Raw genomic sequence first — 14,063 nt, 5'->3', positions numbered from 1 at the left:
CGATGGTACCTGGCCCTCGGGTCCGGGAGAGTAGGTCGCCGCTGGATTCACGCCCCCTTTGAGGTAACACCTCGAAGGGGGCTTTTTTTTGTTCCGAGCGTTCCGCGCCCTTCGCGAATCACGCTGCGGCTTGCACGTCCCGTAATGGCATACTCATCCCGCTATAAAGCCCTAGTAACTATTGACTAACGGCTAATGGCTATTTTTGTATATTCCGTACAAATGACTAGACTTTTCGCATACATTCTGCTACTCTCCCTTTTTCTCCTTGCTGCTTGCGACAGCGCGAAAAAGGAATTCGAGACATTGAAAGCGGGGGAAATACTCCTCGATGTCAACACAGAAGAGTATTCGCTGAACGGGAAAGTTCTCGGTAAGACTGCCAACGATATTTCTGCTACTAATGATTTTATAGATAAGCCTCTTCAAAAAGAGTTGTGTGACACAAGAGGAAAGTTCCTGGAAGAAGCTTTAAGGAATGGTGAGTCTATAGATGATTTAGCCAAGTTACATGTCGATGGAAATCTTTCTTACGTAGATTTTTATAAAGTTCTTTATTCAATGCACTATTGCGGATACTTGGGGTTCAAAATTGCGATTGGCTCAAATTATAAGGACGCCTTTTATTTAAGTATTCCTTCTGTTGATTATATGTGGTGTGGCTTTGTTATTCAACGAATGAAGGGGCTAAGATATAAGTATTTGCGTATTCGTCAAAAGTTATCGCTTGATGAAATGCTGAAAATGAGCATTAAGGATAGAGAATGTGTCGAAGATTACAAAGGTCTTGATTTGCTGTTGTCGTTTTATCGTAAAGACGATGGCATTGCCTATGTTATCAGTTATAATGAAACTTTTTTCAATAAAGGTGACCGGTTTGAAGGCTATAACTTCTATACATTTAATAACGAAAGCGATTTGTGGAAATTTATTGAAGATGTCCGTTTGAGGGTGGGCCGACAAACAGAAAAGATACCAGATAAAAAAGAGAATAGGGTTTTAAAATTACTTGCTGACACCCATGGTTCAAACAACATAATGCTCGCTTTTGAAAAAGATGTACTGATGAAAGATATCGCCCCCATCATCAAAAAACTAAATACTTACGGGTATAGATTTGCTTTTTCGATAGTTGATAGTAACTAAAATTGCTATTCTTTGTCGCATGAATCCTAGAATATCCTTTGTATTGCAGATGTCGCCATCGATCTCGTTTGAAAACCTTGAGGCGGTCGCGCGTAACTTGCTCGAAGGATTGAATGTTCTTCTGAATTCTGAACAGGTAAAGTGTTCCATCTTCTTGGATGGGCCTGTGATTGAGGCGCTTTACAATGTGGCTAAGCCGTTGATGTTTGGCAAGATTCAGAATGCGATTCGCAATGGGGTTCTTGAATTTTTGGGCGGTGGCTATTACGATCCAATGCTTCCGCTTTTCCCGGAAGATTTGCAGACGATGCAGCTTGAATTGCATCGCAATTACTTAAAGAAGGTTCTTGACGTAGAACCGCAGGGGTATTTCAATTCCTCGCTGGTGTGGGAGCCGGGCATGGCCGATGTTCTGGAGCGTTCGCATTTTGATTATGCGCTTGTGACGGAATCTGCTGTGCAAGATGCGCTTGGCCGCTCGACGCCCGTTTCGGGATGGTTCACGCTTGAAGACCGTGGTGCGCTTATCCGCATTGTCCCTGTGTCTGAGACGCTTTCGAAGGCGATTGCCGAAGATAATCTTTCTTGGCGCTCTGTCGCGGAACAGTATTGCCGCGATGGAAAGTCTGCCATAGCGCTTCTGGATATCCCTTCTGAACCTGCTGAGATTATTGATTTCTTTGGGCGCTTTGTGGACTTTGTCGAGACAAATGAGGTTCAGACTAGAACTGTCGGTTTTGCGGTGGATCAGCTTGAAACTTGCGGTACGATTAGCTTCCTTGTTTCGGCAGGTCGCAGGCTTGGACTCCCTTCGACGGCGCGAACTTGTCGTGAACTTTTGATCCGTCGTCCAGAAATCAATATGCACCACAAGACTTTCCTGAATTTGTACAGGAGAGCTCGCGGTGTGCTTTCGGGAAAGAAGTGGCTTGAATTTTGCCATGCGCTTTTGCCGGCAATGGCCCCTCTTTATTTTAGGGACATGCACAACCGTTCGGGGATGCGTTCCATGATGGTGCGCAAGCGCTCGAACCGAATGTTGCTTTCGGCTTCGCAGATACTCGATGATCTTACGGGATTTTCTGGGCTTCGTGTGGATGTGTGCGACTTTTTGCTACGTGGCAAAAAAGTTCTCTTTTGCGAAAACCCAGAATCGTCTTACTTGCTGGACTACCGCCTTGGCGGTGCGCTCCGCGCGTGGAATTACAAGGGTGCAAAGACGAACCTTGTGAACTCTTGGCGTGACGATGGCGAACCTTCGTTTGCGTTTTTGGATTGCCTTCTCCCGAATACCGACTTTACGCCGGTCAAGCTGGAGCAGATGCTCTATGACCGCAAGCACTTGCTTGCTGATCCGTATGACTACCGCATTCTCCGTTCGGATTCAGGCACGGAGATTATGCTTGATGAGGAGCAGGGTTTTGTAAATGAAGAACGCAAGGCTTTGTTCAAGATCAAGAAGGTCTTTACGTTCCTGGGTGACGCCTCAAAATTTACGGTTTCGTATGCGATTGACAATCTTGCATACGTGAACACTAAAGGCTATTTCGGGACGATTCTCGAGCTTGGACTTCTGTCACGGGGCGATGTCAACAAAGTCTGGATTGACGGCAAGAATGTCAAGTGGAACATGGTTGAACCGCTTTTGTACCCGGATGGACAGTTGCTGGAAATTCACGACGAAAAGGGCGGCTGTGTTTTCCGCATGGGCTTTGATCGACCGACATCTATTTTTGTAGGATCCATCTTTGGCGCAACTTCATCGGCGGCTCCACAGGCTTTCCAAGGGATTCGCGTGTTCCCGTTTTGGAACGCTCCGTTCAAGGTGCTTGACCGCAAATCGTTCAAGATTTCTGTGTCAGTGACCAAGAGGTAAATTGTGCGGGCGGACTTGATTGACATCCAGGTTGAAGATCGCGGCGAAGAAGTTGAAATTTCGCTGTTTGGTATTCTTGGCGAATATCAGCTTTCGGCAGTTCGTGAAAAGCTTGAAATGCTAGTGCGTGGGCCTGGCGTGTTCTTTTTTGTGAATCTCCAGAACGTGCGTTTCACGACCGAAGCTTATCGTAGCCTGTTCCTTGAAATTCTGAATTTGGTCAAGCAACAGAAGGCTACACTCATTTTGCTGTTTGAAAGTGAAGAGCTGAAAGCTTATTTTGAACGGTACCGCAACATCTTCGAAATTTACAGGAACCGAGAGGATTACCGTAAGTCGGGAATTTCCAAGCAGGTTCACCTGGTGGGGCTTCATTATGAAAAGAGGTCCATTAGTCTGTCTCCAGGTTTTGCAATTTCTGTGGCGCTGTTCCTGATTGGCTGGGCTGTTACATTGTTTGTTATTGTCGTTGGGCAAGGACGCGAAATTTCTGATAAGCAGGCGCAGATTACGGCGCTCGAAAGCCAGAAGGCGCGTTACATCCGCGAGATTGACCGCCTGGAATCGGCGATTGGCCCGATGCGTAAGCTTGGCGTTGTGCAGGACACGACTTTGCTCAGTTCCTTTGGCGCGATTCAGGACTGGGTTTCCTACCTAGAATATTTGGAGAAAGATCGGCGTGAAAAGTAGCGTTCGACTTTCTTCGATGAGCGTTAGCGTTCTATTTATCATTGGCTTTGCAGTTTTATTCTTTTTTGCGAGCGAATGGTATTCAAACCGCGTTAAGCTTGAAAAGATGGCTTATCAGGAGCGAGTCCTCCACAATGACTTGGAACACTTGGAGGTCGTGGGCAGGTGGACGCTTGATTACGTGAAAATCGAAAAGGCGCTCACGTACATGCTGGGTGACCGCCTGTCCGAAGTGAGCTTTCGCATTTTGGCGGAGCACTTGTGGCAGATTTCGCAGTCGTATTCGCTCGATCCTTTAATCATCCTTGCTGTCGTGGCGCAAGAAAGCCGTGGCAACCCGTATGCGCGTGGACGTTTCCAGACTGGTAAATTCTCGGGCGCACTAGGACTCATGCAGATAAAGCTGGAAACGGCTAAATCTATAGGTCGTAGATTTGGACTTGTTATCGAAAGCGAGGCTGACTTGTTGCGCCCTGAAGTCAATGTGGTTGTGGGGTCGGCGTACTTGATTCGCCTTATCGGAAAGTATGGCAATTGGAGGGATGCCCTGGTCGCGTATAATCTCGGTCATACGGCCGTTGACAAGCTTCTGGAAAAGAATCTTCCGCTTCCGACTTTTTATTATGAGGGCGTTGTTGCGAAATACAAGGATCTGGTAAAGCACTGCTCCTTTTAAATAGCCTTTTGGGAATCAAAAGATAAATCTGAGGCTGTAGGTGGTTTCATCTTTTTGCTAAATTCTAGACGTGATAAGGAATGTTTTTTTTATACTTGCGTTGGTGGGGGTTGCCTTAGCGGGCGATGTCCGTTATGATTGCCTGCGCTTTGTTGAACAGGGGCTTGCGAAAGATCCTCAAGTCGCCGAGACGAAGTTCGGCTTGGAAAGCAAGACCGATAGAATGCGTTCGCTCAAGGCCGAAGCCATTTTGCCGACTTTGAATGTCTCGATGATGGTCGGGCCTGCGCCCGGTTTAAAGGAGACTGTAGATAACTGGGGCGATACTGTAGATACGTACGATTTTTCCCGAATGGGACCTTTTTGGGCTGTTCAGGCAAAATTTATCCAGCCACTAAATTTAGGTCAATACCAGACAGGTAAAAAAGCGCTGGAAGCGGATTTGCAACAAAAAACATTCGAGATCGAAAATAAGGTTCTCAAGAAAGAAGCTGAACTCCAGACTTACTATTACAATTACCTTCTTGCGCTTGAAATGAAGCGTGTTGCTGGCGATGCTCAGAAACAGGTTGACAAGGCATACGATCAGCTCGAAGAAGCTTTAGACGAGGATGAACCGACGGTCTCGCAGACGGACCTGTTGAATCTCAAGGCTAAAATGCATACCGTCAAGGAAGGTGTGATTGAAGCAGACCTTGGGATGAAGCGTGTCATGCTCATGATTCGATTTGTGCTGGGGCTATCCGAAGAAGATGCTTTTGTGACAGAAGATTCTGTGCTTACGATGAGAACAGAACCGATGCCGACGGAGGAACAGGTTCGTGAACTCACGATTAAGCATAATCCAGAACTGAAGCAGTTGGATGCTGGATTAAGAGCCAAGAGACTACAGATGGATCTGGCGGAAGCAAAGCTTGCTCCAGAATTCTTTGTCATGGGCGAGTTCGAGTATGTCAAGAGCTGGGCCGGAAACCGCAATGTATTACAGAAAAGCGCTTTTGCCCAGGATGCCGTTAATAAAATTTCAGGGCTTATTGGTATTGGCCTGAGATACCGTTTGAATTTCTGGAAAACATGGGAAGAATTCCGCCAGGCGAGAACAGACTATCGCGGTCTTCGGTTGAAAGAAAACTATGCTACGGACGGACTTGTTTCAAAGGCCGTGGAGCAGTATTACCAGGTTGTTGCCGCCAAGGGAAAACTCGATGCCTTGCGTGAAAGCTTACGTGCAACGGAAGCGCTTTTGAAAGATGCCGCCATGAAATACGACCTTGATAAATCCCAGACGGGAGCTCTTGTGTCGGCCTATACGCAGAACATAACCATGCAAAAAGATTATTATTTCGCAGTTTGCCGATATAATGTCGAATTTGCCGGATTAGTGGCAAAGATGGGTTTGTCAATTCGGGAGTATAATTCGTATTTTAATAAGTAAATGAGGAGTATTAAGATGTTTAAGAAAATACTTATTGCCATTGCTTGTGCGTCGCTTTTAGCTTTTGCTGCGGACGATCCGGTTTCTGTTGTGAAAAGCAAGGACGCAGAATTGCAGAACATCATCAAGAAGTCTAAACGTACCGCGAAAGAAACGGAACGCGTTAAGAGCTTGTTGAATGATTCCTTTGATTTTGCCTTGCTTGCCAAGAAGTCTTTGGCTGCAAGCGACTGGAAGGCCCAGGACGAAGCTTCTCAGCAGAAGTTCGTAGCGGAATTCCAGCGCATGGTCCGCAACTCCAGTGCAAATCGCCTTGAACTTTACCGCGCCGATTCCACGATTTACGAACCGGCGAAGATGAAGGGCACGGATGATGCTCGCGTTGTGGCTCACTTGTGGAACAAGGGCAAGGAATCGGTGCTCGAATACAAGATGACACTTGTGAATGGTAAGTGGAAGGCTTGGGACTTGGTCATCGACGACCTTTCTACGGCCCGCAACTACAAGGAACAGTTCAGCAAGATTCTGAAAGACAAGAGCTTTGCCGAATTGATCGACATTATCAGCAAGAAGGCTGACGAAGCCGAAAAGTAATGGGCTTTCTTTCCTGGCTTTTTTGTGCAATTCTCGTTGTAGCGCTTGTGCTACTGCTTTTTCCGTTTTCGTTTCGGATTGATTTCGAGGCCGGGGAGCGCGGTGTGCGGGCGCTTTTCTTTTTTTTCAAGAAGAAAATTTACGAGTACGAAAAAAAGTGGAAGGAAGAAGTTGGCAGTAAAGAACTGGCTGTAGACGAGAGACGAGAGACGAGAGACGAGAGTGATGCTGGTAGTAAGGAGTTGTCGGTAGATGATGACGAAAGACGAGATGCGTCGCAGGCGGAGAATGAAAATTCTGATGTCATCTTGAGCGAAGCGAAAGATCCAGTAAAGTCTAGTGCTAGCTGCGAGAATGCGAAACAAGAAGCCGAGAGCAAGACACCGGATGCTGAAAGTGTGACGCAAGATGCGCCGCCGGTTGAAGCGGTTGCGAAAAAGCCCGCAGAAACTCCGAAGACAGAACATTTAAAGGCGAGTGAGGATCAACCTGACGTCATCCTGAGTGAAACGAAGGAGCCAGTAAAGTCTAGTGCTGACAGCGAGAGTGCGCAACCTGCTGAAGTGAAATCTTCGCCGGTTGTTGAAGTTTCGTCTGATGCGAAAGTTGTGGAATCTGCGAAGCCCGATGATGAAAAAAACGCCGAAGATAAAAAGCCGAAAAAGGAAAAGCGCAAGCTTTCGGACCGTGAATTTTGGACCATCATTTTGACTCCGGATTTTGATGCAAGGGCTTTCAAGTACATTCTGAAAATTTTGAAAGCGGTGCTTACGCTGTTTCGGGTGCGCTTTAGCGATTGCTTTGTCGAAGGCATCCGCACGGATTACCAGACCATGGGCTATATTGCGGCGGTGAACGGATTCTTGAAAGCGTACCCGTACGTTGGCGATTGGGACTTGAGAATGGACTGGATGAACGAGAAGGAACTCCGCGCGGAAGGCTCGGTCCACTTGAGTATTACGTTGCTCCGCATTTTCTGCTTTACTTTGGAAACGCTTGTGCTGGCTGGAATTTTGGCGCTTAGTTTTTGGCGCCGTCGTGCACATGTGATTAAAACAAATGAACTCCCGCAACTCGGATTTATCCGCAGAAGGATTCTTGAATTTATTTTGGAGGACTGATGGCTGTTTTGACTTTGGAACGCTTGCTTGCATCGATGGGCTTTGGCAGCCGCAAGGATGCGCGTGGGTTAGTGCGCATGGGTCTTGTGGAACTGGATGGCAAGGTTCTCGATGACCCGTTTATGGAATTCAAGACGCGTCCGGAGTTCATCACGGTGAATGGCGAAGAAGCGCCGACGGTCGAAAAGTTATACGTGATGCTTTTCAAGCCGACCGATGTGGAATGCAGCCACAACGCCCGTGACCACAAGCCTGTGTATGATTTATTGCCAGAACGCTTTACGGCGATGGGCATCCAGTCCGTCGGTCGCTTGGACGCGGATTCTTCGGGACTCCTGCTGCTCTCGAATCAGGGTGACTTTATCCACAAGGTCGAAAGCCCGAAGAAGGGTCTCTGGAAAAAGTATCGCGTGACGCTTGCTCGTCCGTTTACGGATGCGCAGAAGTCGGAACTCTTGGCGGGTGTGATGCTCAAGGATGAACGACGCCCGGTGCTGGCTCGCGAGATTGAAGTGAACGGAGAGTCTGTGGACATCTCGATTGGCGAGGGTCTATACCACCAGGTTCGCCGCATGTTTGCGGCGGTCGGCAATCACGTTGAGACGCTTGAACGCATTGCGATTGGACCGGTTGTTCTGGATCGCACATTGGGTGAGGGCGGTTGGCGATTCCTCACCGAAGAAGAAGTCGCTGCGTTGTGTTAAAAGAAAAGCCGGCGTTCAAGCCGGCTCTTTCGTATCAGGCGTTTGCGTTGCCTGAGCTGATAAGTTCAACGTTCGTTTAGATGGAATCGTCGTCGCTACCGACGTGTACGATTTCGTCTTCAGTTTCAAGTTCCGGCTGTACGGAAGCTTCGCCGAGGATGCCTTCGAGCGAATTGATCTTGTCCTTAATGTCGTTGCTGAACTTGAATGTCGGGACCAAGCGTTCGTCGATGAGGACCGTTTCGCCTGTGCGGGGGTTACGAGCCGGGCGAGCCTTGCGGGGCTTGCAGGCAAACGTGCCGAAACCGCGAATTTCAATAGTATTGCCTTCAATAAGCTTCTCGCCGAGGAGGTCGAGGAACTGTTCGACAACAATTTTAATATCATTGCGCACAAATCCGGTGGATTTGGCGATTTCCTGAATAAGAGATTGTTTAGTTATATTAGCCACACACTAAATATAAGTTTAACATAGACTTAGAGTGATGGTTGAAGCGAAATTAAATATCTTTTTCGGGTTCACATTGCGGAATATTTGTGAATAGTTGTGACTTAAATGTTGAAGATTGATAATTTGCCTAAAAAGGTCCGTTTTAATCTCCGAAACAAGGAGATTTTCCCCAATACTATCTTGAGTCCGATGGATGGAGTGACCGATGCTCCGTTTCGGCGGCTTTGCAGGGTGCTTTCGGGCGACCGCATGGGGCTTCTGGTTTCGGAGTTTGTTCCGACTGATGGCGATGCCGTGTTCAACCCGGATGGTCATAAGCAACTGAGGTTCTTCCCGGAAGAGCGCCCGTTTGGTGTCCAGATTTTTGGACGGTTCCCGGACCGCATGGCCTATGCCGCCGGAAAAATTGCTGAGCGTTATCATCCAGAATTTATCGAAGTGAATGCGGGGTGTCCGGCGCCGAAGGTGGCGGGCAAGGGGAGTGGTTCTGGACTTTTGCGCGACTTGCCGCGTTTGCAGGAGATTCTGCACGACGTGAAGAAGACGCTTGATGCGAATACGCCGGAGATTCCGCTTACGCTCAAGTGCCGCATTGGCTGGGATGACGAAAGCATTAACGTGATGGAAACGCTCAAGATTGCCGAGGGCGAGGGCGTTGAAATGCTCACGGTTCACGGTCGTACGCGTTTGCAGGGTTATAACGGCCTTGCGAACTGGGACTGGATTGGGAAGGTGGCTGCTGCGGCAAGGATTCCCGTGATTGGCAATGGCGATGTGAATAGCGTTGAATGTGCCCGCGAACGTATCAACACTTATGGCGTTTCGGGCGTGAGCATTGGGCGCGGGGCGATGCATAACCCGTGGATTTTCGGGCAGATTGCGGATGCCTGGGAAGGTCGCGAAAAGCATGTGATTACCGCGCAGGAAGCGCTTGATGTGTTCCCGCTCTATTACAAGTTTAAGATTGAGGATGGGGCGACGGAAATGAATGCGATGGGACGCATGAAACAGCTCGCCGCGCGTTTATGCAAGGGATTTGTGTTAGACGAGAGACGAGAGACGAGAGACGAGAGCGGTAATGTTGCGATGTCGGTGCGGCAGGCTCTTTTGACATGCCAATCGGCAGCGGAAATGCTCGACCAAGTGGAAAAGCTTAAGGAAGGCTTGGCCCGCGAAATGGTCTTTGAGCCGGAACGCCTTGTGAACCTGAACGGTGCCAAGGAAACCGAATTAAAGTTCGGTGACCAGTTTAAAGGAAGATAATAGCACTGGTACGAGAGGGGGGTGCCCGCTCGGTGGCGGGCATGACAAAGTGCGGTATAATAAGTACTCAAAAAAAATCTCAAAAATTTGCGTTAGTCTATTGACTTTGAGTCAAAAATTGAGTACATTTGGAATATGGACAAGTTTATTGACATATTCCAGTTTACTCATTTCCGCAAGTATCTGGATGAATACCAGGCGGCTCGAGTGCAGACGGATCCTGAATTTACCAGGGCGGGAGCTTGCGCCTTGCTTGGTCTTCCCAAGACTCGCAGCTACTACAACGATATCGTCAAAGGGAAAAAGCTTACCGGACGCATGATTCCCAAGTTCGTTGAAGTTCTTGGACTCAACAAGAAAGAGGCCAAGTACTTTGAAACGATGGTGAATTTTGACCAGGCGAAAACGACGACGGAACGCAATGCGTTTTTTGATGAACTCATCAAGCTGCATCCGGATCCGCACCACATCTTGAACGAAGATGCCTACGAGTATTACAACCACTGGTATAATAGCGTGTTGTTTACGGCGCTGGATGTGATGGATGTTTCGGATGACCTTGAGCCGGTTCAAAAGCGCATTTTCCCGAAAGTCTCCGTGGGGACTTTGAAGCGTTCGCTTGAACTGCTGGAGCGCATTGGTTTTGTACGCAAGAACGAAGATGGCTTCTGGAAAAGCTCTCGCGATTCGGTGAGTAGCGGTGCCTACAACAATAGCGACTTGGTGCGTCAATACCAGTTGCAGTGCTTTGAGCTTTCAAAGCTGGCGCTGCTTGCCGATGATGACAATCCGTCAGACATGGGAACGTTTACGTTCAGCGTTTCGGACGATGCGTATAAAGAAATTGCCCTGGAAATTCAGAACTTGAAAGCTAAGGTGCGCAAAATTATTACGCAAGATAAAAAAGAAGCGACTGGGGTTCACCAGTTGAATATTCACTTGTTCACAAATTTAAAAAAATAAATCGAGGAGGAATAGTTGTGATTTTTGATAAAGTTGCAAAGTTGGGCGTTGCTGTTGCGATGCTTGGTCTATGTGTGCTTACGTCCTGTAGTGAAAATGATGGCGATGTGGCTTCGTCGTACAGCGAAACGCAGACGGGCAAGCCTGTGATTCGCTCAGGAATGCCCATTGCTGAATTGGATACGACTTATCTCCGCAAAGTTGTTAACGAAGGTCATGGTTGCGGTTCACTAGCCAAGAGCGCTGTTAATGTGGAATCGGAAGGTGTTGCTGAAGTTGATAGTGCTGATACTGAGGTCGTTCAATATTTCCGTATTTCCTGTTCGGCTCATGATGATATCTATCTCTATATAAAGACAAGAGGTCAGATCGTCGATTCTGAAGGCCAGCCTGTAGCGGGGGCAATCGTTTATGAAAATTATTGTTCTTTTGATGATGAGCGTTGCCAGCATGTTACCGATAAAGATGGCTATTTCTACATAGATAGTGTACATTTCCTTACGTATTTGCAAATGGATGATCCTAAGGGTAAATATCTTCCTGATTATGAATTGATCCAGTTGCGCGCACTTTCTGCAGACTTTAGTCTAGGTGCGAATGTATTTATGGAATTTTCGAAAGCCACGGTTGCAGTCGTTGATGATGATCCTGTGGCCGATTTAGGAAAAATTGTTGTGGAACCAGTGTACACGGCAAAATTTTATTTGGATTCTCTTTTTGCGACTGAAGTGGATAGTACTTTGGAATATGATGAACGTGATAATGAAAGATGGAATGAAACAATGACGAAAAATATTGGGAAGGATGGTGATGGTATTTGCGTTGCCCTGAATGAAGTTGTTGTTCCCCCAGGTGTTCGGTTTGTTCCTTTTTTATTCTATCCTTGCTATAAGGTGACGGAAGAAGACTATAAGAATGGGTATGTCATCTTTTTTGGTCTGCCTGAAGGCAATTATAGAATTGACATCAATGGATTTGGAAATAGGCATGTTCCCGATTTTATAATTACTGGAGATGGAAGTGTTAAATAAATCACGCTTTTTTTTGCAATTGTTAAAAAAATATTCTATATACAGAATGTGAAAACATTCGTTTCTGCCCATAAGCTCGTCCAGATTATTATTCTGATTGTCATCGGCATTGTTGTCAACCGACTGCTTGCCGATTTAGCCATCTATTTTGAATTGCCGCTGTACCTGGATAGTATCGGTACGATTGTCGTTGCGGTGATTGGCGGGTTTAGCCCAGGCGCGATTGTCGGGTTTTTGACGAACTTCATTGGCGGTTTTGTCGATTCTTCGACGTATTATTACGGCACGATCAATGTGATGATAGCCGTGTGCGCGGGAATTGCGGCAAGGCGTGGGGCGTTCCACCATGTTTCACGCTTGCCGATGCTGCTTGGGATGCTGATGATTTTGAGCATCCCTTGCTCGGTGCTTTCGTATTTCCTTTTTGACTTCAAGATTGCCGAGAATGTGGTGACGCCGATTGCGACTGCTTTGCACGAGGGCGGGCTTCCGGTTCTCTTGTCGCAGATTTTGGCGGATTTCTGCACGGAAATCCCGGACAAGTCGATTTCGATTCTTGTGGCTTATGTGTTGATTCGCTTGACGCCGCGTTGGTTTGTCAAGGCGTTTGATTCTGTTTCGGGCCGCTCGCATGAAGACCGCTACCGTTCCAAGAACGAGATCCATACGCTCAAGGCTCAGGTGACGGCGCTCTTGTTCGTGTCGAGCTTTGCGCTAGCTGTGGTTGCGACGGCGGTCGCTTACAAGACGTATTCCGAAGCCGAAATCCATGAGACGACGCTTTTGGCGGAGTCGGTGAACAGGCTTGTTTCGGACGCTATCCAGAATGCGGATTCGACGACGCTTCACGAGTACATTCATGAACTTAAGGGGAAGCATCCGCGCATTTTGACGATTACGCCGGGCATGCACGAGACGGGCAAATGGGATGTGTCGATTGTGTGTACCGAGGCCCCGAATCCCGTATGTACCAAGTTCAGCCTTGCGGCGATCCGCATTAGCGTGGTACTGTTCTGCACGAAGATTTTCTCGACGCTGTTTGGACTTTTGCTTGCGATTGTGTTTACGGCCATCTTGATTGCAAACCGCAGGGTGGTTTACCCGATTCACGAAATGACGCTTGAAATGGATCATTTTGCCTACGATAGCAGCGAAGGGCGTCGGACGTCGATCGAGCAAATCAAGGGCCTAGAAGTGGTGACGGGCAATGAAATCGAAAACCTGCATTCGGCGATTATCAAGGCCGTTGAAGAAATTGATTTGTACATCAACAAGTCCGAGTACCAGGCGGCCTCGATTGCGGCTCTCCAGACAAACATCATTACGGTGCTTGGCGACATGGTGGAAAATCGCGATGAGACGACGGGTGGCCATGTGCGCCGTACGGCGGCTTATGCCGAGCTGATTGCGCGACAGTTGCAGCGCGATGGCAAGGAACCTGAAATTGACGATGCTTTTGTTTCGACAATCGCTGTGGCGGCTCCGCTCCACGATATTGGCAAAATCAATATTTCTGATGTGATTTTGAATAAGCCGGGCAAGCTGACGGACGAAGAATTTGCTGAAATGAAAAAGCATACGGTTTATGGCCGTGATATGCTCGTGCGAGCATCGAAGAACTTGGGCGAGACGGCTTACCTCAAGATGGCGAAGGAAATTGCGTATAGCCACCACGAATGGTGGGATGGCTCGCGTGGCTATCCGGAGCGCTTGAAAGGCAAGGATATTCCGCTTTCGGCTCGCATTATGGCGGTCGCGGATGTGTATGATGCGCTTGTTTCGGAACGCCCGTACAAGAAGGCTTTCTCGGTGGACGAAGCTTTCCGCATCATTACCGAGGATAGCGGGACGCATTTTGACCCGGAAGTGGTCGATGCGTTCGTGAAAAACCGCGAAATCGTCGAACAAATCATGAAAACCAAGTTTGAAGATTAAATCCTGTATTTCTTTTTCCAAAGCGCGTAATTATTTCAAAATCTGTATAACGATTTTTTCGTTTTGATTGCAAAAGCGTCGGCCAAGGCTATTTCTTCGCAGTAGCGTGCAAAACGAGTGTTGCGACGGGCTGCTTGCAGACCGGCATAACCGAGTGAAGCCGCTGACGCCGTAGGCG

General features: G+C 47.8%; 13 protein-coding genes. 12 read left to right on the top strand and 1 reads right to left on the bottom strand.

Features of this window, described 5'->3' with window-relative positions:
* Positions 1–195: 195 nt before the first annotated feature.
* From ACJMM9_RS16375 to ACJMM9_RS16340, 8 genes are all read left to right on the top strand, one after another.
* The gene (locus ACJMM9_RS16375; RefSeq protein WP_405329360.1) at positions 196–1,146 is read left to right on the top strand and encodes a hypothetical protein; all 951 of its coding nucleotides are present in this window, start codon (positions 196–198) and stop codon (positions 1,144–1,146) included.
* 19 nt (positions 1,147–1,165) lie between these two features.
* On the top strand, positions 1,166–3,022 hold the full coding sequence (locus ACJMM9_RS16370) for a glycoside hydrolase (protein ID WP_405329357.1): 1,857 nt from the start codon (positions 1,166–1,168) through the stop codon (positions 3,020–3,022).
* 3 nt (positions 3,023–3,025) lie between these two features.
* The gene (locus ACJMM9_RS16365) at positions 3,026–3,712 is read left to right on the top strand and encodes a hypothetical protein (RefSeq protein ID WP_405329354.1); all 687 of its coding nucleotides are present in this window, start codon (positions 3,026–3,028) and stop codon (positions 3,710–3,712) included.
* On the top strand, positions 3,702–4,388 hold the full coding sequence (locus tag ACJMM9_RS16360; RefSeq protein ID WP_405329351.1) for a lytic transglycosylase domain-containing protein: 687 nt from the start codon (positions 3,702–3,704) through the stop codon (positions 4,386–4,388). Before ACJMM9_RS16365 ends, ACJMM9_RS16360 begins: the two co-directional genes overlap by 11 nt.
* 103 nt (positions 4,389–4,491) lie before the next feature.
* Positions 4,492–5,823 (top strand): TolC family protein, encoded by a 1,332-nt coding sequence (locus tag ACJMM9_RS16355; RefSeq protein ID WP_405329348.1) that lies wholly within the window; start codon positions 4,492–4,494, stop codon positions 5,821–5,823.
* Between the two features lie 15 nt (positions 5,824–5,838).
* Positions 5,839–6,417 (top strand): phospholipid-binding protein MlaC, encoded by a 579-nt coding sequence (locus ACJMM9_RS16350; RefSeq protein ID WP_173468368.1) that lies wholly within the window; start codon positions 5,839–5,841, stop codon positions 6,415–6,417.
* Between the two features lie 104 nt (positions 6,418–6,521).
* Positions 6,522–7,538 (top strand): hypothetical protein, encoded by a 1,017-nt coding sequence (locus ACJMM9_RS16345; protein WP_405329344.1) that lies wholly within the window; start codon positions 6,522–6,524, stop codon positions 7,536–7,538.
* The gene (locus tag ACJMM9_RS16340; protein WP_405329341.1) at positions 7,538–8,242 is read left to right on the top strand and encodes a pseudouridine synthase; all 705 of its coding nucleotides are present in this window, start codon (positions 7,538–7,540) and stop codon (positions 8,240–8,242) included. The genes ACJMM9_RS16345 and ACJMM9_RS16340 overlap by 1 nt, the downstream gene beginning before the upstream one ends.
* Before the next feature lie 76 nt (positions 8,243–8,318).
* Here the strand turns inward: ACJMM9_RS16340 and ACJMM9_RS16335 are convergent, their stop codons facing one another.
* On the bottom strand, positions 8,319–8,693 hold the full coding sequence (locus ACJMM9_RS16335; protein WP_088639050.1) for an HU family DNA-binding protein: 375 nt from the start codon (positions 8,691–8,693) through the stop codon (positions 8,319–8,321).
* A 105-nt stretch (positions 8,694–8,798) separates the two neighbouring features.
* On the opposite strand from ACJMM9_RS16335, the gene ACJMM9_RS16330 reads away from it, so the two are divergent.
* The 4 genes from ACJMM9_RS16330 to ACJMM9_RS16315 all read left to right on the top strand — a co-directional run bounded on the left by ACJMM9_RS16330 (position 8,799) and on the right by ACJMM9_RS16315 (position 13,885).
* The gene (locus ACJMM9_RS16330) at positions 8,799–9,956 is read left to right on the top strand and encodes a tRNA dihydrouridine synthase (RefSeq protein ID WP_405329338.1); all 1,158 of its coding nucleotides are present in this window, start codon (positions 8,799–8,801) and stop codon (positions 9,954–9,956) included.
* Positions 9,957–10,091: 135 nt separating this feature from the next.
* Complete coding sequence (locus ACJMM9_RS16325; RefSeq protein ID WP_405329335.1) at positions 10,092–10,919, top strand: TIGR02147 family protein; 828 nt, start codon at positions 10,092–10,094, stop codon at positions 10,917–10,919.
* Between the two features lie 17 nt (positions 10,920–10,936).
* Positions 10,937–11,950: a hypothetical protein gene (locus tag ACJMM9_RS16320; RefSeq protein ID WP_405329332.1), complete on the top strand. Its 1,014-nt coding sequence runs from the start codon at positions 10,937–10,939 to the stop codon at positions 11,948–11,950.
* A 48-nt stretch (positions 11,951–11,998) separates the two neighbouring features.
* Entirely contained in the window at positions 11,999–13,885 is a 1,887-nt protein-coding gene (locus ACJMM9_RS16315; RefSeq protein WP_405329329.1) for an HD-GYP domain-containing protein, read from the top strand.
* The last annotated feature ends 178 nt before the right edge of the window (positions 13,886–14,063 follow it).

The organism is Fibrobacter sp. (assembly GCF_045112255.1).
Taxonomy (GTDB): Bacteria; Fibrobacterota; Fibrobacteria; order Fibrobacterales; family Fibrobacteraceae; genus Fibrobacter.
The sequence above is the reverse complement of the archived record's forward strand: the minus strand, read 5'-3'. Positions and strand labels throughout refer to the sequence as shown.

Bases quoted from the DNA above. Each gene is read 5' to 3' on its own strand.
- ACJMM9_RS16375 (WP_405329360.1), top strand. From the start codon at position 196: ATGGCTATTTTTGTATATTCCGTACAAATGACTAGACTTTTCGCATAC.
- ACJMM9_RS16330 (WP_405329338.1), top strand. From the start codon at position 8,799: ATGTTGAAGATTGATAATTTGCCTAAAAAGGTCCGTTTTAATCTCCGA.
- ACJMM9_RS16370 (WP_405329357.1), top strand. From the start codon at position 1,166: ATGAATCCTAGAATATCCTTTGTATTGCAGATGTCGCCATCGATCTCG.
- ACJMM9_RS16350 (WP_173468368.1), top strand. From the start codon at position 5,839: ATGTTTAAGAAAATACTTATTGCCATTGCTTGTGCGTCGCTTTTAGCT.
- ACJMM9_RS16340 (WP_405329341.1), top strand. From the start codon at position 7,538: ATGGCTGTTTTGACTTTGGAACGCTTGCTTGCATCGATGGGCTTTGGC.
- ACJMM9_RS16325 (WP_405329335.1), top strand. From the start codon at position 10,092: ATGGACAAGTTTATTGACATATTCCAGTTTACTCATTTCCGCAAGTAT.